The sequence below is a fragment of the Xylanimonas ulmi genome (assembly GCF_004216535.1).
GTDB lineage: Bacteria > Actinomycetota > Actinomycetes > Actinomycetales > Cellulomonadaceae > Xylanimonas > Xylanimonas ulmi.
The window spans coordinates 787,280-807,979 of sequence record NZ_SGWX01000001.1 but is presented as its reverse complement, the minus strand read 5'-3'; the positions used below and the strand labels follow the sequence as shown (position 1 = coordinate 807,979).

The following is a 20,700-nucleotide window of genomic DNA, read 5'->3' as shown; positions in this document are numbered from 1 at the left end:
TCGTCTGCCCGGACTGCGGGTCAGGGGTGGCGGATCCCGACGATCGGGAGCCGGAGGGCCGCCGGGGCGGTCACTGGAACCACGGGTGAGGCCGGGGCGACCGGGGCGAGCCGGGTGTACGGGGCGCCGGGGGCGGGGCGCGGATCGGCCTGTCCCCGGTTGGGCCACAGCGCGAACGCCCGCTCGGCCTGCGCGGTGATCGTCAGCGACGGGTTGACGCCCAGGTTCGCGGTCACCGCCGAGCCGTCCACCACGTGCAGCCCGGGATATCCGTGCACGCGGTGGTACGGGTCGATGACGCCGTCGCCGGCGGTGGCGCCGATGGTGCACCCACCGAGGATGTGCGCCGTCATCGGGATGTCGAACGGGTCGCCGAGCGAGCCGCCGGCATACCCGCCCATGACGGCGGCCATCCGGCGCACGGCGTCGTGCGCCTGCGGGATCCACGTCGGATTGGGGGCGCCTGTCCCCTGCCGGGACGTCAGCCGCCGCCCGAGCGGGCCGCGCCGGGTGAAGGTCGTCAGCGAGTTGTCGCGCGCCTGCATGACGAGCGCGATGACCGTGCGCTGCGACCACCGCCGCAGGTCGAGGATGGCGGGCAGCGCCCGGCGTTGCCGCCACAGCTCGGCCAGCCAACGCCGCCACCGCGGCCCCTGGCCCGGACCCACGCCGTCGACCAGCACCGTCTGCAGCAGACCCATGAGGTTCGAGCGCCGCCCGTAGCGCACCGGCTCCACGTGCGTGGCCGGGTCCGGGTAGAACGACGACGTGATGGCGACGCCCTGTGAGTAGTCCGGGGCCGTGCGGTCGCGGTCGCCCTGCCGCGTCCGCGGCCCGCTGGGCGGCGTCATCGCGCCGAGCAGCGCCTCGGAGTTGGTGCGGGTCAAGTGCCCGAGCCGATCGGACAGATGCGGCAGACGCCCGGTGTCGCGCATCGCGTGCAGCAGCGACTGTGTGCCGAGCGTGCCGGCCGCGAGGACGACCTGCCGCGCAGTGATGCGGCGGCGCGGCCCCAGACGCCCGGTGCGTCGGGTCTCGACGGCGAACCCCTCGCCCCCCGGCAGCGGGACGACGGCCGTGACGGTGGTCAGCGCGTGGACCTGCGCCCCCGCGCGCTCGGCGAGGTAGAGGTAGTTCTTCACGAGTGTGTTCTTGGCCCCGTGCCGGCAGCCGGTCATGCACTCCCCGCACTGCGTGCATCCGGTGCGCTCGGGCCCCGCGCCGCCGAAGTACGGGTCGGGCGCGGTGCGCCCCGGCGTCTGCGATCCGTCGGGGCCGAAGAACACGCCGACGTTCGCGTACCGGAACGTCTCCCCCACGCCCATGCGCTGGGCGACCTCCCGCATGACCCCGTCGGCGGGGGTGTGGCCCGGGAACCGGGTCGCGCCCAGCATGCGCTCGGCCTGGTCGTAGTAGGGGGCGAGCTCGTCCCTCCAGTCGGTCACGTGGGCCCAGGCGGGGTCGGTGAAGAACGGGTCGAGCGGGCGGTACAGCGTGTTGGCGTAGACCAGCGAGCCGCCGCCCACCCCGGCGCCCGCGAGCACCAGCACGTTGCGCAACAGCCGAACGCGCTGGATGCCAAAGCACCCGAGCGCCGGCGCCCACAGGAACGAGCGCACGTGCCACGAGTTGCGGGCGAACTCGTCGTCGGCGAACCGGCGTCCCGCCTCCAGCACGCCGACCCGGTAGCCCTTCTCGGTCAGCCGCAGGGCGGCGACCGACCCACCAAACCCCGAGCCGACCACCACCACGTCGTAGTCGAAGCTCTCCTCACCCGGGGGGCGCTCCATGCTCTGCGCCTGCGTGTCGTGGTCCCCGGCCCCGTCGGGCCGCTCGTCGTCGACCTGCTCCGCCATGTGTGCGCCCCTCGCCTCGACGTCCTCGTCCTGGCACTCGCCTTGTCCGCGCCACACCGTAGCCGAGACTGCGTCTCATGCGACACCCTCCACGCGCCAGCCGTCCGACGTCCACCGCAGGCTCAACGTCGAGATGCGACGGGGCGAGGCGGCGACCGTCGTACGCGTCCCGTCGGCGGCCACCCAGGCATGCGCCTCGATGACGTACTCGATGCGCACGTGCGCCGTCGAGCCGTCCTCGGCGACGACGTCGACGGCGCGGACAGTCGCCCGGGGGCCCTCGGGGCGCACGTGTTGCGCCGCGAACTGCGCGAGCAGTTCGCTGTCGGCACGCTCGGCCGCCGAACCCACCACGTTGACCGCGGTGAGGTCACCCGCGGCCCCGGCGATCAGGTCGAGTCGCCGCTGCGTCAGCACGGTGGCCGCGTCCCCGGGCCGGTCACGGTCGAGCGTCGGGTCGACCGTGCTCGCCCGAAGGGGCTGCGGCGCCGAGGCGAGCGAGCCGCTGGTCGGCGCGGCCTCGGGCGTCTGGCTCGGAGCGTCGGGCGGGGGCGCGGATGGCGTCGCCGTCGGCCCGCCTGCCATCGCCCGTGCGCCGTGGTCGCGCCAGGTGAGGCCGGCTCCGGTCATGAGCCCCACGGTCAGCCCGACGCTGACCACCACCGCCGCGGGCCGCAGCGCGGCGCGGTCGGGCCATCGCGGGGCCCATCGGCGCCGCTCCCGTCCGGCTCGGCCCGGCCCGCCGCCACGCCGCGGCGAGTCAGGCTGCGGACGCGTGTTGCCGTCATGCGTCGGTGGCCCGCCGACGACGCGCCGGGACCCTGACGCCGCCTGGCGGCCGGGCCGCGCGTCACGGGGGCGACGGACCGGCCGTGGCGCCGGGCCGCTCGTGGGTGCGGCGCGGCGCGTGCCCGCGAGCGCCGCTCCGGCCAGCGTCGCCGGATCCGGCAGCCGCAGGTCCTTCGGCTCACACGCCGCGTCGACGAGCGCGGCGAGGGTCCCCGCCTCGGGGCGCGCGCGGGGGTCGGCGCCGAGCGCCGGTCCCAGCGCCGCGCGAAGTGCGCCGTCCGGGTCGACGACCCGGTCGCCGTCGAACGGCGATCCCGGACCGGGCGTGACGGGCCGCGACCCGAGGAGCCCGTCGACCAGCCGAGCGAGCGAGCGCACGTCCTGCGCCGTCGTCCACTCCTCGGGCGGCGCGACCGTGCGCGGACGCAGTGCGGGGGCTCCGCCGGCCCGCAGGACGACGTCGCACGGCTCGATCGGCCCGTGCGACAGCCCGGCCGCGTGCAGGGCCGCGAGCGCCTGCGCGAGGTTCACGCCGACCGCTGCCGCCTCCGCGGGCGTCAAGCGGCCCCGCACGGCGAGCACGGTGGGCAGGTCGGCGGCCTCGCCACGCGCGTAGACGACGTCGAGCACGCCCGGCCGCGTCGTGCCGGCGCCGAGCACAGCGACCAGATGCGCGTGCCGCACGCCCGTGAGCGCCGTGACACGCGCCGTCAGCGCGGCCCGCGCCGCGGCGTCGGCGGGGACGGGCACGACGACGGCGCCTGGCGTGGGGCGGTCATCGGGTCGCTCTGCGGTCACGGGGTGATCGAACCGCACCCGGCGGGTCGGGAGCCGAGGTTATCCACAGCGCGAGGCGAGCCGTCACACGGGGGCGATCCGCCGCGCAGGCCGCGACGGGCGCGGCCCACCCCCGGTCACAGCGCGACGGTGCGTCCTTCGCGCGCCGCGACGCGGGCGGCGTCGAGCACCTCGGCGGTGCGCACGGCGTCGGCGGGGTCGACGGGGATCTCGCCGTCCTCGCCCAACCACGCCACGAGCGCGCGGTAGAAGTCGGCGTGGCCTCCGGCGGCGCGCGGCACGGGCGTGCGCTCGCGTCCACGCGTGAGCCAGCCCTCGGCGCCGGCGGGGGCGTCGGCGTCGAACACCTCGAACGGCGAGGCGTCCTGCTCGTAGGAGGTCACCACATAGGCGCCCGCGGAGCCGAGCGCTCGTGTGCGTGGCCCCGGGGCGCCGACGACGGACCCCGCCCACAGCCGCGACACGACGCCGCGCGCCGAGCGGGCCAGACCTCCGCCGGGCTCATGCGCCAGCACGAGGAACACGTCGTCCTCGGTGGTGGTGGTCAGCGCGCGCGTCTGAGCCCAGACGCTGGTGACCCGTCCGAAGAGTTGGGTCGCGCTGTCCACCAGGTGCGGCCCGAGGTCGAGCAGCAGCCCGCCGCCGATGACGTCGTTCTCCTTCCAGCGTTGCTGCGGCTGGGGTCGCCACCGCTCCCAGCGCCGTTCGAAGGTGTGCACGTCGCCGAGGTCTCCGCGCGCGAGGACGGCGGCGAGCGTGAGCTGCTCGGCGTCCCATCGGCGGTTGTGGAACACCGTGAACGGCGTCGAGGTCGCGGCGGCCTCGGCGAGGATCGCGCGCGCCTCGTGCGCGTCGACGCCGATGGGCTTGTCGAGCACGAAGGGGATGCCCGCGCGCGCCAGGTGCGCGGCGTGGTCGGCGTGCAGCGCCGTCGGCGAGGTCACGACGACGACGTCGTAGCCGGCGCGCGCGGCGACCAGCGCGTCGAGGTCGTCGTGCAGGCGTGCGCCAGGCCAGTCGGAGGCGGCCTGCTGGCGCCGTCCCGAGTCGCGGGTGACGACGGCCGTGACCGCCAGCCCCACCTCCCTGGCCAGTCGGGCGTGGATCCCACGCCCCGAGCCTCCGTACCCGACGATCGCGATGCGCAGCGCAGTCATGGCCCCATGCTGCCCTGCGCACCGTCCGGGCGCGGGCTGGGCGCGCCCCGACAGGCGCGAACGGCCTGCTCAGGGCTGAGGGACGCCGCCTTGACTCGGCGCCTGGTAATGCCACAATGTGCGCTATCTCCCCCTTGCCCGAAGTGTGCGGATCACGCGCTCCGTCCGGAATGGAGTTGCTCACCCATGGTGGTTCTGGACCGCGACCACGTCGCTGCGCCCCACGTCGAGGCCGCCGCGCGTCGCCCCCGCCGGCCGCGTCGCGCGCTCCTGCGCTGGGCGATGATCGCCGTCGCGCTCGCCGTCATCATCTCGAACGCGTGGCTGGCCGAGCGCGACCGCGCCGGCGCGCCCGCGCCGGGCAGCGCGCTGGAGGCGCTGGAGGCGCTGCCCATCCGTGAGGCCCTCAGCGACGACTCCTCGGTGAGCGGCTACGCGCGAGACGCCTTCGGCCCCGCATGGGCCGACATCGACGGCAACGGCTGCGACACCCGCAACGACATCCTGGCCCGCGACCTGAGCGACGTCGTGCTGGTCGACCGCTGCGTCGTGGCCACCGGGGTGCTCGACGACCCCTACACGGGCGCGCGGATCGAGTTCGTGCGCGGTGTGGCGACGTCGGGCGCCGTCCAGATCGACCACGTCGTCGCGCTCGAGGACGCCTGGCGCACCGGGGCGGCGCAGTGGGACTCCGCCGAGCGCGCCCACCTCGCCAACGACCCGCTGAACCTGCTCGCGTCCGACGGCCCCGCCAACATGGGCAAGGGCTCACGGGACGCCGCGAGGTGGCTGCCGCCCGACGAGGCGAGCCGCTGCCCGTACGTCGCCCGGCAGGTGGCCGTCAAGACGGCGTACGACCTGTCCGTGACGCCCGCCGAGTATGCGGCGATCGCCCACGTCCTGTCCGCCTGCCCAGCCGAGCCGCTGCCCACGCGTTGAGCCGGTTGCCACCACGCACGCGTGCGGGCGTAAGTTGACACGTCGTGGGCACCGCACCGTTGATCGAGATCCAGCACCTGTCGGGGCACGTCGACTACCACGAGGGGTGGTCCCTGCAACGGCGCACACACGCCGCCGTCGGCGCGGGTGAGCGAGCGCCCGTCGCCTACCTGCTGGAGCACGCGAGCGTCTACACCGCGGGTCGACGCACCCGCCGTGACGAGTACCCGACCGACGGGACACGGGTCATCGACGTCGACCGCGGCGGCAAGATCACCTGGCACGGGCCGGGTCAGCTGGTCGCCTACCCGATCGCGGCGCTGGCCGAGCCGGTGGACGTCGTGCGGTACGTGCGCACGCTGGAGGCCGCCGTCATGGACGTGTGCGCGCGCCTCGGCGTCGAGACCATGCGCGTCGAGGGACGCAGCGGCGTCTGGGTCGCCGCCGACGACGCGCCCGCCGGGCTCGGCCGCCGCGAGCGCAAGGTGTGCGCGATCGGGGCGCGGGTGGCCAAGGGCGTGACGATGCACGGCCTCGCGCTCAACTGCGACCCCGACCTGGACGCGTTCGGCCTCATCGTGCCGTGCGGCATCGACGACGCCGACGTGACGTCGCTGTCGGCCGAGCTCGGCCGCGACGTCACCGTCGATGAGGTGCGGCCGCTGCTGGCCGAGGCGCTGCGCCGCCACCTCGCCCCGCTGCTGGCGGCGCCGGCAGTGACCGAGTTCACCGGCCAGAGGCCGGACGGCCGGCCGGCGCCCGCGAGCGCCGTCGTAGGGTGAACGCGTGACTATCGCGCCCGAGGGCCGCCGCATGCTGCGGATCGAGGCCCGCAACGCCGCCACCCCCATCGAGAAGAAGCCCGAGTGGATCAAGACCCGGGCCGTCATGGGACCGGAGTACCGCGACCTCAAACAACTCGTCCAAGGCGGCAACCTGCACACGGTGTGTGAGGAGGCGGGCTGTCCCAACATCTTCGAGTGCTGGGAGGACCGCGAGGCCACGTTCCTCATCGGCGGCGAGCAGTGCACCCGCCGGTGCGACTTCTGCCAGATCGACACGGGCAAACCGCAGGCGCTCGACCGCGACGAGCCGCGCCGGGTCGCCGAGTCGGTCCAGGCGATGGGCCTGCGCTACTCGACCATCACGGGCGTCGCGCGCGACGACCTGCCCGACGGTGGCGCCTGGCTGTACGCCGAGACCGTGCGCCAGATCCACGAGCTCAACCAGGGCACGGGAGTCGAGAACCTCATCCCCGACTTCAACGGCATCCCCGAGCTGCTCGACGAGGTCTTCGAGTCGCGGCCCGAGGTGCTCGCGCACAACCTGGAGACGGTGCCGCGCATCTTCAAGCAGATTCGCCCGGCGTTCCGCTACGACCGCTCGCTCGCGGTGCTGACGCGGGCCCGCGAGGCCGGCCTGGTCACCAAGTCGAACCTCATCCTCGGCATGGGCGAGACCATCGAGGAGATCAAGGCCGCCCTGGTCGACCTGCACGACGCCGGCTGCGACCTGATCACGATCACCCAGTACCTGCGCCCGTCGCTGCGCCACCACCCGATCGAACGATGGGTGCGCCCCGAGGAGTTCGTCGAGCTGTCCCAGTTCGCGCAGGAGACCGGATTCCTGGGCGTCATGGCAGGGCCGCTGGTGCGCTCGTCCTACCGCGCCGGGCGTCTGTGGGGCCAGGCCATGAGCAAGCGCGGACTGGAGATCCCCGCCGCGCTCGCACACCTGGCCGAGCCGACGACAGCGCGCCAGGAGGCCGCGAGCCTGCTCGCGCGCTGATCCCCGACACCCGCAACGCCGCTAGGATCTGGACCCATGGCCCGCTCGAACGCGTCCTCGGACGCCACCCCCAAGACCAAGAAGCCGAAGAAGCAGCGCTGGTACCACCAGGTCTGGGCCGCGTACCAGATGACGCGCCGCCAGGACCCGTCGGTGACGTGGCTGCTGCTCGGCGTCTTCGTCGGCGTGGTGCTGCTGGGCCTGGTCATCGGGCTGCTCATCGACCACCCGGTCTACGTCACCATCGTCGCGCTGCCGTTCGCGCTGCTGGCCACGATGTACATGCTCACGCGCCGCGCCGAGCGAGCCGCCTACACCCAGATCTCCGGCCAGCCGGGTGCCGCTCGCGCCGCCCTCGGGACCGTGCGCGGCGGGTGGACGTTCGAGGACGAGCCCGTGGCCGTCAACGCGCGCACGCAGGACTTCGTGTTCCGCGGCGTCGGGCGTCCCGGCGTCGTCCTGGTCTCGGAGGGCCCGGCCCACCGCGTGGGCCGCATGCTTGAGGACGAGCGCCGGCGTGTGGCCCGCGTGCTGCCGAACGTGCCGATCACGCTCATCCAGATGGGCGAGGAGGACGGACAGGTCCAGCTCACCAAGCTCGCCCGCGCCGTCACGAAGCTCAAGCCCAAGCTCACCCGCCCCGAGACGGCCGAGGTGGGCAAGCGCCTCAAGGCGCTCGGCGGGCAGCGCCTTCCGGTGCCCAAGGGCGTCGACCCGTTCAAGGCGCGGCCGGACCGCAAGGGCATGCGCGGTCGCTGAGCCTTGAGCGCTGAGCCGCGAGGCGCTGAGCCTCGGGCTCGGCGCCTCGCGGACGCCCTAGCGGCGGGTGATCACGGTCCCGGCCGCCTTGTCGTGCAGGCCGCGACCGTCGCCGTCCCACACGACCGCGGGGATCACCAGGCACAGCAGCACGGTGCGCACCGCGGAGCGCCAGAAGCCGACGAACGCCCCCGCGGCGACGCCCTCGCCCGGCGCGGCGAGCACGCGCACCTGCACACCGAGCAGCCGGTGGCCGATGGTCGACCCGACCGAGCCCACCAGCACGATGTTCATGACGGCGAGCGCGACGAGCGGCGCCCAGGTGTTGCCCGGCGCGAACAGCGTCGAGATCCCCCAGGAGATCGCCCAGTCGAGGCACAGCGCGACGACGCGCCGCCCCAGCGGCGCCATCGACCCGCGGCCCGACTCGGGCAGCCCGAGGCGCTTCGCGCCGCCGGCGGCGGTCGCGCCGCCCTCAAGCCAGGAACCGATGTCTTCTCGTGACGCCACGCCTCCAGGCTAGGCGTCCGAGCGCCTCGGCCGGCCCCCTCGCGCACGACGGCGGGGTCCTCGGCTGTGACATGCGCCGCACCAGCCCTGTGACCAGGGCAGGAAATCTCAGTGGGCGAGCGCACACGGCTTCGGTTACACGCCCGAAACATGGGTGGCATGCGAGAGTAACGGCGACGTCCTACGTTCGTGGCCAGCCGAGTGACGCAGGCCGTTGACCAGCACAGGACGGCGCACCCTCTTCTAAGGAGCATGGATGTTTAACAACGCCGAGGAGGCCATCGCCTTCACCCGCAACGAAGGGGTGGAGTTCATCGATGTCCGGTTCGTCGACCTGCCCGGGGTGTGGCAGCACTTCAACATCCCCACCTCCCAGTTCAGCGAGGACTCCTTCACCGAGGGCCTGATGTTCGACGGCTCGTCGATCCGCGGCTTCCAGGCGATCCACGAGTCGGACATGAAGCTCGTCCCGGACGTCAAGACGGCCTTCATCGACCCGTTCCGCAAGCGCAAGACGCTGGTCATGAACTTCTCGATCGTCGACCCGTTCACCGACGAGGCCTACTCGCGCGACCCGCGCACCATCGCCGCCAAGGCCGAGGCCTACCTCGCCTCGACCGGCATCGCCGACACCGCGTTCTTCGCCCCCGAGGCCGAGTTCTACCTGTTCGACTCGGTCCAGTACCAGACCTCCATGCAGGGCTCGTTCTACGCGATCGACTCGGTCGAGGCGGCGTGGAACACGGGGCGCGAGGAGGAGGGCGGCAACCTCGGGTACAAGACCCGCGTCAAGGGCGGCTACTTCCCCGTCTCGCCGTCGGACAAGTTCGCCGACCTGCGTGACGACATGTGCGACGTGCTCGCCCAGGTCGGGCTCGACGTCGAGCGCGCGCACCACGAGGTGGGCACCGCCGGCCAGCAGGAGATCAACTACCGCTTCAACACGCTGCTGCACGCGGCCGACGACCTGATGAAGTTCAAGTACGTCATCCGCAATGTCGCCTACCAGGCGGGCAAGACGGTCACGTTCATGCCGAAGCCGCTGTACGGCGACAACGGCTCGGGCATGCACTCCCACCAGTCGCTGTGGCAGAACGGCGACCCGCTGTTCTACGACGAGAAGGGCTACGGCGGCCTGTCGGACATGGCCCGCTGGTACATCGGCGGTCTGCTCAAGCACGCCCCGTCGCTGCTGGCGTTCACCAACCCGTCGGTCAACTCCTACCGCCGCCTTGTGCCGGGCTACGAGGCCCCGGTCAACCTGGTCTACTCGGCCCGCAACCGCTCGGCGTGCATCCGCATCCCGATCACGGGCAGCTCGCCCAAGGCCAAGCGCGTCGAGTTCCGCGTTCCGGACCCGTCGGCCAACCCGTACCTCGCCTTCGCCGCCCAGCTCATGGCCGGCATCGACGGCATCAAGAACCGCATCGAGCCGGCCGCGCCGATCGACAAGGACCTGTACGAGCTGCCGCCCGAGGAGCACGCGCAGATCGCTCAGGTGCCGGGCTCGCTCGCCGCCGTCCTCGACAACCTTGAGCGCGACCACGAGTTCCTCACGCACGGCGACGTGTTCACCGAGGACCTCATCGCGACCTGGATCGAGTACAAGCGCAAGAACGAGGTCGAGCCGGTGCAGCTGCAGCCGACCCCCAAGGAGTTCGAGCTGTACTACGACATCTAGGAGTTGGTGAAACGGCCAGGTCCGACGGGTTCCGAGTAGTTCCGGAAATGCCGTCCGACCTGGCCGTTTGCCTTCTGAGCGCGTCGGGCCACGGACGGGCCACACGGAGTGTCATGTGTACCCGATGTGTACCCGATAGACCTGCTGCGGACTGGCTCAGCCCCTGAAGTCCCGGATCCGCTTACCGGCTGCGATCGCCGCGGACCGAGATGTCTGCCCGAACGGCCCGACCCCTCTGGATCCGGCTCCGGTCCGTGGGCCCGCCTGCATCGACTTGCGGAACTCGACGAAGGCGTCGACGTCCTCGCGATCGAAGCGCCACGCACCTCGCGCGGCGAGGCGGAACCCTCGGAGTTCGCCGCGAGCAGCGAGGCTGCGCACGGTGTCGGGAGAGGTCTTGAGGTACTCAGCGACCTCGGCGACGGTCATGATCTCGCTCACGGTCACTCGCCCGGCGTGATCGCGACCGGACCTTCGGTCGGCCCAAGAGCCCGCGCCATCCGCAGCGCTTCCGCCTGCTCCGTGATCGGGCGCCGCGCGTTGAGGGAGACACGATGGCCGTCGACAACCGCGGCGGGCCGGTCCGGGAACTGGCCGCGGTATCTGGTGATCAGTGCGTCGACCGTGAAGCCGTCGTCGGCCAGGTTGGCGATGAGCAGGTCGATGTCAGCCGCGGTCGTCATGCCCAGAGCCTCCCACGAGCCTCCGGCATCGGCGGTCAACGCTACCGTTCCGCCATGCTGCTCCCCGAGGACCGCATCGCCGTGGGCGTCCGCGAGGCCGCCCGCCTGGTCGACATGTCGCCCGAAACGATCAAGCGCGCCATCCATACGACGAGCCCCGTCTCTTTCCCGCCACCCTTGCGCGCGAAGTATGCGGGGTACAAGTACTCGATCCGGGTCGCCGACCTGATCGAGTGGTGGGAGTCGCTGCCCGACGCGTAGCGCCTCCCCCGGCCGCGCGCGCTCACCCCTGCAGCAGCGACTCGATCCGGGCAGCGACGACGGCGTCAGAGTTGGCCTTGACCACCCTCGCGATGCCGGTGACGAGCGCGCTGATCTGGGCGTCGCTGAGGGCCTGGACGGTGACGGGCGAGGCGGCCTGGGGTGCTCGGACCTGGCGGCCCTGGTTGATGGCCTCCAGCAGCTCACGGTGCTTGGCGGTGGCCGGGGCGTTGACGACGAACTCACCTGAGGCGGTGGGCGTGTAGGTGTTGTCCATCGTGGAGGGCTGCCCGGGGATGATGCCTCCGGTCGCCTTGCCGCGCTTGGTCGCGGTGCCGCCGCCCATGCCGCCGCTGGCTGAGTAGGTGGCCGCGGCGCTGCCCTGGTTGTCGAGCACTCCGACGGTGATGTACTTCGCCAGGGGCAGGGAGTCCAGGCGGCTCTTGACGTCGTCGATCGCGGCCTTGGCCTCGGCGGTGTGGGCGTTGACCTGGGTGTCGACGACCTTCTGGATCAGCCCGTACTTCTGGGCCAGGAGTTCGGCCTCCTGCTGGGTGTAGCCCATCTGTGTGGCGTTCTCGATGAACTTGCGCTTCTGCGCGTCGATGACCTTGTTGTAGTCGTCGGTGTCCCCGGACAGGTCCTCTTGCGCGGCGGCGAGATCTCGGGCCTTCCCGGCCTGGTCGAACAGGGTCTTCTCCGCGTCGCGGCCCTTGGTGACGCCCTCGGCGATCGCGTCGGTGGTCGCCTTGACGGCGTCCTCCATGTCCCACTCGGCCTGGACCGCCGACCGGTTGGCGTCGACGCGCTCGTCTCGGGCGCGGTTGACGTCGTCGATCTTCAGGGCGAGCTCGGCCTCGGCCTCGGTGAGGTCCTCGGTGGCCATCTTGTACAGGACGGCCTGCTCGTGGGCGGCCTCCAGCGTCTTGATCTCGTCCTCGTAGACGTCGATGAGGTCCTCGACGCCGTCGCGCTGGCTCTCGGCGGCCTTGGTGGCGTCGGTGGCGACCTCGTACCCGTCGGCGTTGACCTCGATCGAGTCGGCGATGACCTGGGTCAGGCGCTCCTGCTCCTTGCGCAGGTCGGCGAGGTTGGCCTTGGCCTCCTCGACGTCGCCGGACACGAGCGGGGCGACCATGTCCCCGAGGTCCTGCCCGGCCTTCTTCGCCGCGTCGCGCACGTGCTCGATGTTGTTGACGGCCTCGTCCTGCCACAGCTCGAACCAGGACTTGGCGTCCTGCAGCTGGGTGGCCCACTCGTCGAACGCCTCGGCGGGGTCGTACTCCCCGTGCGCGATCGCCTTGCCGAGCTCGCCGACGTTCTCCTTGAACTCGTTCGCCTTGTCCGCGAGCTCCTGGAGCTTGTTGTAGGCGACGTTCAGGCCGATGGCCAGTCCGGCGCCGGCCACGACGCCCGCGGTTCCGAAGCCCTCCAGGGCCTCGGCGGCGAACCCCGCGGCTCCGTCGACCACGGACCCGGCGTCCTGGAAGGAGGCGGCCATCTCCTTGACGTTGGAGGCCGCGTTCTCCTTCATCGTCTCGGTGCCCTCCGAGACGTCCTTGGCGCCGTCCTTGACGTCGTCGGCGAGGGACTTGAGCGATGTGCGCCCGGCGGTCTTCGCGTCGTCGAAGACGTCCTTGAACGACTTGCCCATCTGGTCGGTCTCGGTGTCGACGACCTTGCGGGTGCGCTTGGCGCTGTCGCCGATCTCCTCGACCGAGTCGGCGGCCTTGTCGGTCTGGGCGTCGACCTCCTTGGCGGCGGACTTCGCCCCGTCCCCGATGCCCTTGAGGGAGTCGGACGCGGTGTCGGACGCCCGGTCGACGTCGCGGGCCGCGGTGTCGGCGGCTTCGCCGACTTGGTCCATCGCGTCGGCGGCCTTGCCCCCGGACTTGGTCGCGTCCCTTGCCAGGTCGTCCAGCGCCCCTGCGACGTCCCCGAGGGCGCCCTCGACGTCCTTGGTGCCGCGCAGGAACGGCGCGACGTCCGCGACGAACTGCATCTTGAAGCCGCCGGCCATGGCCTACTCCCTCCCGCCGGCCTCGATGGCCTCGGCGTACTTCTTGACGACGATCTGCGCCCACAGGGACCCCATGCGCGGGCTGAGCTCGGCGAACGCGGGGTACAGCACCCGCCCGGTGCGGTAGCGCGGTGGCAGGTTCGCAGTGACGTTGCGGGTGACCTGGTGGGATCCGCGCCGCCCGCGCCGCGAGTAGGTCTGGCGGTGGTCGGCGGTGACGCCGAACTCGACCGCGGCCCACCACTCGGCGGGGACCTGCCCGTGCCCACCGAGCAGGCGCTTGGACGTGGCCGCGACGGCCGCTGGCGGATTCCCGGCGGCGATGCGCACGCCCTTGAGCAGCACGGCCTGGTCGAGCGGCCTGCGGGCGTTGGCGGCCGTCAGGGTGCGCCAAACCGGGTTCATGGTGTCGCGGGTGGCCTTGTTGATGTCGGCCTTGAGCTGCTTGTCGGCGGCCTTGAGGGCGAGCACCACGGCGGCCAGCGCCCGGTCGTCTCGCACCGACGGGCTGAGCATCAGCGCTCCTCGACGTCGGGCCAGCCGACCACCGGCATGGCGACGATCCCGGTCAGCAGCGGCCCCGCGTCCCCGCCGATCGGCCCCGGGGCCAGAACGACCGTGGTGCGCACCTGATGGGTGGCGAACCGCTGTGAGGGCACGAACAGCATCTCGCGCTTCTGCCCGGCGTGGGTGGCCAGGAACAGGCTCAGGGAGGCGGCCTCGGCCCAGTCCTGCGGGTACTCCAGCGCGAGCCACCACTCGACGCGCTCGACGGCGTAGTTCCCGCCGACGTCGTTGAGTCCGACGGCCGGGGCCCAGGCGACCCGGGGCTCGAACATCACGTGTGACACGGACGAGGAGAACTCGCGCTCCTCGCCCGTGCCGGGCCCGACGATCAGGCGGGCGTCACGCAGGGCGAAGGGCGCGGCCAGGGTGTCGGCCACGTCCTACTCCCCTCAGGCCGGGTCGACGAAGGTCGGCTTGCCGACCACGGCCAGGGTGACCGAGCCGGTCGCCGGTGTGCCGTCGTTCGCCCCGCCGATCCCGGCCGGGCTGATGATCAGCTTCGCCTCGATCGTGGGGCCGTCGACGACCGGGACGAACTTCACGTCCTTGCGCTCGCCCTCGTGGTCGAGCAGGTAGCGCAGCAGCCCGGCGGGCGCCAGGTCCTGGACCAGGCCGATCTCGCAGCCCCACTCGGCGGTGTTCTGCTCGCGCAGCACGTTCGAGTTGATCGTCCGCACAGTCGAGGCGGACGTCGAGGGCGAGAAGTTGACGCTCGTGATCGCGTCCTCGAAGTTGTCGGCGTCGATCTGCATCGTCGCGTTCTTCAGCGAGAAGTACGACGTCAGGGGAACGGTGGACATGTCAGGCGACCTCCTCGGTCTCGGTGTCGATGAAGGCGACCGCGGTCGCGGTGACCCTCCAGCCGTGCAGCGCGTCGGCGAAGATGCCGCGCTCGGCGGTGGTCCAGTCGACCCAGCCCAGCGGCTGCAGGGCGGCCAGGACCTTCTCCAGGGCGGCGTCCAGTGCGTTGTCCGCGGCCCCGGTGTTCTCCTGCCCGACCAGCACCCAGATGTCGAACGTGACCGTGACCATGGGCCGCTTGAGCGTCTCGCCCTTGACCATCTGGGAGGCCCACAGCATGACCGTGGGCTTGGTCGGCGGGTCGATCTGGGTGTTGTACCCCACGACGCGGAACCCGGACAGCGCCGCCTTGAGGTCGTTCGACAGTTGCGTGCGGACGTTCATGCGACCCGGATCCTCCCCCGCTTGGGACGAAGGAGCCGCTGCACGGTCCAGTCCATCGGGAACACGGTGACCGTCAGCCCGTCCGCGCCGATCTGGTCGTTCGAGCCCGCGATCGTGGCCCGGTAGATCGCCCGCGCCTGCATGACGACGGCGACCTTCCACGAGGCCGGGACCTCCTGGCCCGGGGCCAGTGCCGGGGCGAACGCCTCGCACTGCTCCTGGGCCGCGGCCAGGACGCGGGCCACGAGCGTCGGCTCGAGGTCCACGGCGTCAGGCCACTGCTCGGCGACGTCGGCGGTGTCGACCCATGACGCCGCATACAGCGTCACGGGCCACAGCTCGGTCACAGGCTCGGCCATCGTCAGGCCGCGGCCTTGGAGACCAGCACGGACGAGAACGAGTCGTTCGCGAAGGTCTTGTAGTAGGCGAACAGCGCCTCGACCTGGCCGCCCTTGGCGATCTCCGGCGCCGAGGCCGAGGCGAGCTTCGGACCGTAGAAGGTGTGCGCGCCGCGGCCCACGACCAGCGCCTTGCCCGCCAGCGCCGTCGCCGACGTCGGGACGATCGCGAACTGGTTGGCGAGGCTGCCCGTGGCCGGGTCGACGCCGATCGCCGCGCCGAGGTAGGCGAGCTTCTCCGAGTCCTCGGTCATCATCCACGCCCGGTAGATGTCAGCGCCGACGATCGCGCCGATCAGCTCGGTGCGCTCCTGGATCGCGAGCACACCCTCCACGACGAGGCCCGGAAGGGTCTTGTGGTCGGTCGCGGCGGGCACCGCCGAGGTCACCGGGACGTAGTTGCCGGTCGTGGTCAGGTGGACCAGGCGCTTGGCGTCGAGCTTGCGCTCGGTGTCGTCGGCGACCTCACGGAAGAACGCCTGCCAGAACTCGGGGAACTGGAAGTGGGTGAACGCCAGGTCGAACTCGTTGGCGCCCGCGACGCGGTCCGCGGTCCACGACACCGCCTTGGTCTTGACCTCCGAGGAGTGCGGCTGGGCCGGGTAGCCGGCGTAGGCGTCGACCGTGGGCGTCGAGGTCACCCCGTCCTCGTCGACCTCGAACTTCCAGCCCACACCGTTGAGCGCGTTGAGCGGCGCGTCGGTGAAGAACCGGGCGAACTTCGAGGCGAAGGTGCGCGCCTTCCACACCTCGCCGAGCCACGACGGCTGGCCCGAGGGCAGCAGGTCGGCCTGGTTGGCCTCGTCGAGCGCGGCCTGCAGCTGGTTCAGGTCGCCGCCTGCGACGCGCGAGGCGATCAGGTCGAACGCGGACACCCTCTTGGTCTTGCGGGCTGCGAGCGACCCAGCGGGGACGCTCGCGGTGACGGTCTGGCTCTCCTCGGGCACGGCGGCCTCCTCCTTGTTGTCGGGCTCGTCGCCCTCGGTGTTGTCCTCGATGACCTCAAGGGCCTCTTCCAGCGCGTCGCGCACCTCGTCGGTGGCGTCCTCGGGCAGCTCGCCCGCGTCGGCCGCCACCAGCTGTGCGCCAGGGAAGGCCGGAGTCGTGGTGAACCCGGCCCCGGACAGCGCCCCCGCCAGGAGCGCGCCGTCACGGATCACCGGGGCGTCGATCTCGACGCTGATCCCCGTCTTGGCGCCCTCGGACGCCTCGACCAGGAAGTCGTCGCCCGCCGTGGTGGCCAGCACCCGGACCGTGGCCTCGATGCCCTCGGGGCCCTCGACCACCGACGTGAACTTCGCCAGCGGACGCTCCCGGTCGTGGGCGTCGTTGACGGCCCGCAGCTCCTCGACCGCCGGGATCGTGACGGCGCCCGCCGAGGCGGTGATCGTGCCGCGGTTCGTGCGCCCGGGCTGCCCGAACGGCAGCAGCCGGTAGGTCAGCGTGCGGTCCTCGGCCGAGGCGGCCAGCAGCTGGCCGAGCACCTTCATGGGCTCAGGCACCCTGGGCCTCCTTCTTCTCGGGCTCGGCCTGCGGCTCGAGCGTGACGACGTCGTCCCACCCGGTCGGCCAGATGCGCCGCGGCGTGGGCTCCCTCTTCGTGGTGCGGGCCATCAGTCCTCCCGTGCGGGGTTCGCGGTCGTGGGCTGGGTCGGTGTGGCCAGCCAGGAGATGTCGAAGTCGACCGAGGTCCCGCGCGGCACGACGTCGTCCATCGACAGCCGCGCGGCGATCGGTCCCGACCAGTACGACAGGGACAGGTCGACCAGCTCGTTGCGCGAGTCGCCCTTGGTCGAGTACGTCAGCGACGCCGTGGCCGGGGACCCGTCCAGCAGCGCCACCGGCAGCGCGAGATGGTTGGCGAAGTCGATGCGCGCGGCGTTGCGGCCCTGGACGAACAGGTCCGTGGGCGCCTGCCCGTGCTCGCGGGCCTCGATCGCCTTGGGGGTGTAGGCCACCCCGCCGTTGCGGCGGGCCGTGGCCCAGTCGTCCATGAGGCCCGCCAGCTCGGCGTCGTCCAACTCGACGTCGTCCGTCTGATGCAGCTCGACGATCGGGACCGGCGTGTCCACGCGCGCCTTCCACGCCGCCTGCATCGACAGCGACGCCCTGATGTCGTCGGCCGCGGTGTCCAGCAGCCCGTCCTGCGGGCCCTCGATGTAGACGACCTCCTCGCGCGAGACCACGCGCCCCTGCACGAGCACCTGCAGGTCGTCGTTGACCTCCCACTCGTCGAACGGCACCCGCACCGCGTCGGTGATCCGGTCTCCGGCCCCACGCTGGACGGCCCACAGGCTGCAGCCGTGGAAGATCAGGTCGTCGAGCGTCCACAGCATCCGCTGCTGCGGGGACTGCCCGGTGTCGGTGCGGTACAGCCACGTCGGCTGCGCCGCGAGCTCGGCCTCGGCCCGGTACGCCTTGAGCGGGTAGCGGCTGAGCGTGCCCGCGATCAGCGCCCGACCCTTCTTGACCGACGACACCCGCATCGCGACCTCACGGGTCATCGGCAGGCTCGCGGCCCCGAACACGTCGGCGATGACCGCCCGCTGGATGGAGCCGCCCCCGCCCCACGGCGACCCGACACGCAGCGGGCGCCGAGCGGTCGACCAGGTCGTGCCGTCCCCCGGCATGCCCAGGGAGACGGCTCCTCGGATGCGCTCCAGCAGTCCCACATGCGCATTCTCTCAGGTTTCTGACGCGATGTCACGATGATGACGACGTGTCAGGCCCTTGTGTCACGATGCGTACGACGAGACCACCCTTGGCCGCGCGGGCTGCTGGTCGTACTGCCAGATCGCCAGGGACGCGGCCACCAGCGGCTCGATCGGGTGCCGGGAGGTGTTGCGGCCGAACGCCCGCGCCCCCTCCGTCTGACGCCACGCGGCACCCTCCGCGGCCGCAGTCAGGGACGCCTGCCCGAAGTGCCTCAGCCTGCCCTCAGCCAGGTCCGACACCAGCCGCTGCGCCGCCCCGGCCACGTCCTTCAGGTTGCCCTTCGCCAACCGGACCCCGCGCCTGCGGTCGATCTCCTCGGCCACGTTCCTGTTGTTGCCGATGTCGTCGTAGCGCACCGGCACCCGGTACTTCTTGCCCATCGCGTGCGCCTTCGCGGCCAGCCAGGACACACCCATGCGGTGCTCGACAACCTCCACGTAGGCCACACCGTCCGCGTCGCGCCACGCCGCCACCAGAGCCGCCGACGACCCGTCCACGGCGATGTCGAGCGCCAGCCCGAACCGATCGGGCAGCGCGGTCCTCTCGACCTCCGCGTTCGCCCACGACTCCATGTCGATCGCGCTCGTCGAGGCGTCCGCCGGCCACATGCACAGGTACTCCCGGGCGAAGCCGACCGCGCCGAGCTTCGCGAACCGCCGCTCGAGCACCTTCATCGGCGTCAGTCCCGACGACGGACCCGGATGCACCCTGGCCCACACCGCCCGGTCCTCCGGGTCGTCGGAGTCCGCCGCGCTGTAGTCCAGGATCCCCAACTCGTCGTCGTCACCGCGCCGCGCGTCCTCCAACATGCCCCAGAACATGCCCGAGCGTGTGCGCCCCGGCGTGCCCGCCACCACCAGCTGGGCCAGCGGCCCACGGGTGTCCATCAACGGCAGCACGCCCAACATGAACTGCTCGCCCTTGTCGCCCTCGAACTCCCCGGCCTCGTCGATCACGATGTCGTCCGCGGCCGCCGAGCGCACCGACCCCGGGTCCGGCGGCACCACCCACACACGGCTGCCGTTCGGGAAGTCGATGCGCTCACGCCCACCCGAGCGGAACAGCACCGGCTTGTCGACCCCGTCCTGAAAGCGGACCTCACGCGACTCCACCAGGTTGCCCGCCCGCAGCATCCGCTCGGCGTGCTCCAGCAGGATGCGGCTGGCGATGTACCCGGACTGCGCCGTCACCACGCACCGGTAGCCCTCCCGGGTCGCAGCCCTGCCCAGGATCGTCGCCCAGATCGCCGTCGTCTTCGTGGAGCGTCGAGGCATCTGGATCACGACCGACGAGAACGACGCCCCACCCTCAGCGTTCCTGGCCTCCAACAACTGCGCCTCACGGACGCCCTGCGGCAGCAGCTCCAAGCCCAGCAACCGCGCGCCCACCTCGGCCGCGCTGATGTCGACGTCGTCAGGAATCGGCGAGACGAACCTCGGCGCAGCCTCCGCAACGCTCTGACCTGCGGAAACGACGCGCACAAACGGAGGGGACGTCAAGCGTGGGTCTGTCCCGCCACTCAAAAGCCCGTCACTCACCACGGTCTCACGTCCCTCTCCAACCTCGTCGTCGCCTCGACGACCGCCGCCTTGCGCTTGGCGCCCAACCGCCCCCCGGAGGCGTCCGAGCAGCGACGGTGCGACACCCACCAGTTGCTCGGATCGTGCGCCAGGTCAGGCCGCACCGAGCGAGCCACGATGTGCTCCACGACCCACGCCGCGTCAGCCAGCACCGGCTGCTTGCACCACCAGCACGGCAACGGCAGCCGGGGGCGCATCACCGCCCGAGCCCGCCGCACGCTCTCCCCAGCCCACTGCCGCTTGGCGCTCACGCCGCGCCCGCTCTCTTCAACTGCCGCCTCAGCGCCTCGTAGTGGTTGGCGCACAGCCCCTTGCACTTCATCGGGTTCGTGCAGCCCTCGACGCCGCAGTCGGGGTTTCTGCGGTCGAGGTCCGCCCGGTAGTGGACGGCGCACAGCCCTCGTGTCCCCTTGCGCGGCGGACGGTCGCAACCCGCGTGGACACAGACCCCGTCAACCACGGGCTCGCACTCTTCGATCGGCTCGCCCGAGGCGATCTTCTCCTCGAGTCGCTCGAGCAGCAGCACGACCGCCAACGGGTCGACGGCCTGGAGCCTGCGGTTGCCGAAGATGTCCTTCGTCGGGGCGTCGCCACTCGCCGGGTCGCCGCGCTCTTCGTCGAGGCTCCCGCGCGGAATCAGCGCCGCCCGCGCACTGCTCGCGCGGCCGAACCACAGCCGCCTATGCGCCGGCAGCCCATGCTGCTTGAGCGCCTTGTATAGGAACGCCTGCCAGTACCTCTCCGGGGCCCTCAGGTCCCGGGCGTCCATGACGCTGGCGTCGTACTTCATCGCGACCTCGGCCGCCCGCTCCCATAGCCAGGACGAGAGGTCGTCGAGCGCGAGCGCGTCGTTCGGTCCGTTGTAGAAGGTCCGCTCGGCGTAGTACCAGACGCGGTGTACGACGTCGGTGACGTCAGGGTCGTCGAGCAGCTCTCGCCAGTCCCACTCGGCCACAATGACTCCTCCTCAATCTCCTGCCAGATGACCAGTCCGGGCACGTCGACCACGCAGAC

Annotated in this window: 22 protein-coding genes; 6 read left to right on the top strand and 16 right to left on the bottom strand. The window is 71.9% G+C overall.

Features of this window, described 5'->3' with window-relative positions; all coding sequences use genetic code 11:
- Positions 1 to 20: 20 nt before the first annotated feature.
- From EV386_RS03610 to EV386_RS03600, 3 genes are all read right to left on the bottom strand, one after another.
- Positions 21 to 1,790 (bottom strand): GMC family oxidoreductase, encoded by a 1,770-nt coding sequence (locus EV386_RS03610; RefSeq protein ID WP_130416744.1) that lies wholly within the window; start codon positions 1,788 to 1,790, stop codon positions 21 to 23.
- A gap of 141 nt (positions 1,791 to 1,931) precedes the next feature.
- On the bottom strand, positions 1,932 to 3,443 hold the full coding sequence (locus tag EV386_RS03605) for a hypothetical protein (RefSeq protein WP_130412419.1): 1,512 nt from the start codon (positions 3,441 to 3,443) through the stop codon (positions 1,932 to 1,934).
- 116 nt (positions 3,444 to 3,559) lie between these two features.
- Positions 3,560 to 4,600, bottom strand: coding sequence for a Gfo/Idh/MocA family protein (locus tag EV386_RS03600; protein ID WP_130412417.1), 1,041 nt, complete (start codon positions 4,598 to 4,600; stop codon positions 3,560 to 3,562).
- Between the two features lie 186 nt (positions 4,601 to 4,786).
- On the opposite strand from EV386_RS03600, the gene EV386_RS03595 reads away from it, so the two are divergent.
- Genes EV386_RS03595 through EV386_RS03580 form a run of 4 tightly spaced genes read left to right on the top strand, consistent with a single transcriptional unit; the run spans position 4,787 to position 8,086 of the window.
- Positions 4,787 to 5,539, top strand: coding sequence for an HNH endonuclease family protein (locus EV386_RS03595; RefSeq protein ID WP_242607814.1), 753 nt, complete (start codon positions 4,787 to 4,789; stop codon positions 5,537 to 5,539).
- 44 nt (positions 5,540 to 5,583) lie between these two features.
- On the top strand, positions 5,584 to 6,321 hold the full coding sequence (gene lipB, locus EV386_RS03590; protein ID WP_130412415.1) for a lipoyl(octanoyl) transferase LipB: 738 nt from the start codon (positions 5,584 to 5,586) through the stop codon (positions 6,319 to 6,321).
- 4 nt (positions 6,322 to 6,325) lie between these two features.
- Entirely contained in the window at positions 6,326 to 7,327 is a 1,002-nt protein-coding gene (lipA, locus tag EV386_RS03585; RefSeq protein WP_130412413.1) for a lipoyl synthase, read from the top strand.
- A gap of 36 nt (positions 7,328 to 7,363) precedes the next feature.
- Positions 7,364 to 8,086, top strand: a complete 723-nt coding sequence (locus tag EV386_RS03580) for a DUF4191 domain-containing protein (protein ID WP_130412411.1) — start codon at positions 7,364 to 7,366, stop codon at positions 8,084 to 8,086.
- 57 nt (positions 8,087 to 8,143) lie between these two features.
- Here EV386_RS03580 and EV386_RS03575 read toward each other — a convergent pair whose 3' ends face one another.
- Positions 8,144 to 8,596: an RDD family protein gene (locus EV386_RS03575; protein ID WP_130412408.1), complete on the bottom strand. Its 453-nt coding sequence runs from the start codon at positions 8,594 to 8,596 to the stop codon at positions 8,144 to 8,146.
- A 256-nt stretch (positions 8,597 to 8,852) separates the two neighbouring features.
- Between EV386_RS03575 and glnA the strand changes: the two genes are divergently transcribed.
- Positions 8,853 to 10,277, top strand: coding sequence for a type I glutamate--ammonia ligase (gene glnA / locus EV386_RS03570; RefSeq protein ID WP_130412406.1), 1,425 nt, complete (start codon positions 8,853 to 8,855; stop codon positions 10,275 to 10,277).
- A 156-nt stretch (positions 10,278 to 10,433) separates the two neighbouring features.
- Here the strand turns inward: glnA and EV386_RS03565 are convergent, their stop codons facing one another.
- Together EV386_RS03565 and EV386_RS03560 are read right to left on the bottom strand one after the other, a co-directional pair.
- Complete coding sequence (locus EV386_RS03565) at positions 10,434 to 10,706, bottom strand: helix-turn-helix domain-containing protein (protein WP_130412404.1); 273 nt, start codon at positions 10,704 to 10,706, stop codon at positions 10,434 to 10,436.
- Positions 10,707 to 10,720: 14 nt separating this feature from the next.
- Positions 10,721 to 10,960, bottom strand: a complete 240-nt coding sequence (locus EV386_RS03560) for a hypothetical protein (protein WP_130412402.1) — start codon at positions 10,958 to 10,960, stop codon at positions 10,721 to 10,723.
- A gap of 54 nt (positions 10,961 to 11,014) precedes the next feature.
- Here EV386_RS03560 and EV386_RS03555 point away from each other — a divergent pair, with 54 nt between their 5' ends.
- Entirely contained in the window at positions 11,015 to 11,221 is a 207-nt protein-coding gene (locus EV386_RS03555; protein WP_130412400.1) for a hypothetical protein, read from the top strand.
- A 22-nt stretch (positions 11,222 to 11,243) separates the two neighbouring features.
- Here EV386_RS03555 and EV386_RS03550 read toward each other — a convergent pair whose 3' ends face one another.
- From EV386_RS03550 to EV386_RS03505, 10 genes are all read right to left on the bottom strand, one after another.
- On the bottom strand, positions 11,244 to 13,241 hold the full coding sequence (locus tag EV386_RS03550) for a hypothetical protein (protein ID WP_130412398.1): 1,998 nt from the start codon (positions 13,239 to 13,241) through the stop codon (positions 11,244 to 11,246).
- A 3-nt stretch (positions 13,242 to 13,244) separates the two neighbouring features.
- Positions 13,245 to 13,757: a hypothetical protein gene (locus EV386_RS03545; RefSeq protein WP_130412396.1), complete on the bottom strand. Its 513-nt coding sequence runs from the start codon at positions 13,755 to 13,757 to the stop codon at positions 13,245 to 13,247.
- A complete protein-coding gene (locus EV386_RS03540) occupies positions 13,757 to 14,185 on the bottom strand; it encodes a hypothetical protein (RefSeq protein ID WP_130412394.1) in 429 nt (142 codons plus the stop codon). The genes EV386_RS03545 and EV386_RS03540 overlap by 1 nt, the downstream gene beginning before the upstream one ends.
- 12 nt (positions 14,186 to 14,197) lie before the next feature.
- Positions 14,198 to 14,608 carry a hypothetical protein gene (locus EV386_RS03535; protein WP_130412392.1) on the bottom strand — a complete coding sequence of 137 codons (411 nt, stop codon included), beginning with the start codon at positions 14,606 to 14,608 and terminating at the stop codon, positions 14,198 to 14,200.
- Between the two features lies 1 nt (position 14,609).
- On the bottom strand, positions 14,610 to 14,993 hold the full coding sequence (locus EV386_RS03530; protein WP_130412390.1) for a hypothetical protein: 384 nt from the start codon (positions 14,991 to 14,993) through the stop codon (positions 14,610 to 14,612).
- A complete protein-coding gene (locus EV386_RS03525; protein WP_165399828.1) occupies positions 14,990 to 15,352 on the bottom strand; it encodes a hypothetical protein in 363 nt (120 codons plus the stop codon). The genes EV386_RS03530 and EV386_RS03525 overlap by 4 nt, the downstream gene beginning before the upstream one ends.
- Before the next feature lie 2 nt (positions 15,353 to 15,354).
- Complete coding sequence (locus EV386_RS03520; protein WP_130412386.1) at positions 15,355 to 16,893, bottom strand: hypothetical protein; 1,539 nt, start codon at positions 16,891 to 16,893, stop codon at positions 15,355 to 15,357.
- A 111-nt stretch (positions 16,894 to 17,004) separates the two neighbouring features.
- Positions 17,005 to 18,063, bottom strand: a complete 1,059-nt coding sequence (locus tag EV386_RS03515; protein ID WP_130412384.1) for a phage portal protein — start codon at positions 18,061 to 18,063, stop codon at positions 17,005 to 17,007.
- Positions 18,064 to 18,126: 63 nt separating this feature from the next.
- Positions 18,127 to 19,587 (bottom strand): hypothetical protein, encoded by a 1,461-nt coding sequence (locus tag EV386_RS03510; protein WP_130412382.1) that lies wholly within the window; start codon positions 19,585 to 19,587, stop codon positions 18,127 to 18,129.
- A 346-nt stretch (positions 19,588 to 19,933) separates the two neighbouring features.
- Entirely contained in the window at positions 19,934 to 20,641 is a 708-nt protein-coding gene (locus EV386_RS03505) for a hypothetical protein (protein WP_130412380.1), read from the bottom strand.
- Positions 20,642 to 20,700 lie beyond the last annotated feature (59 nt).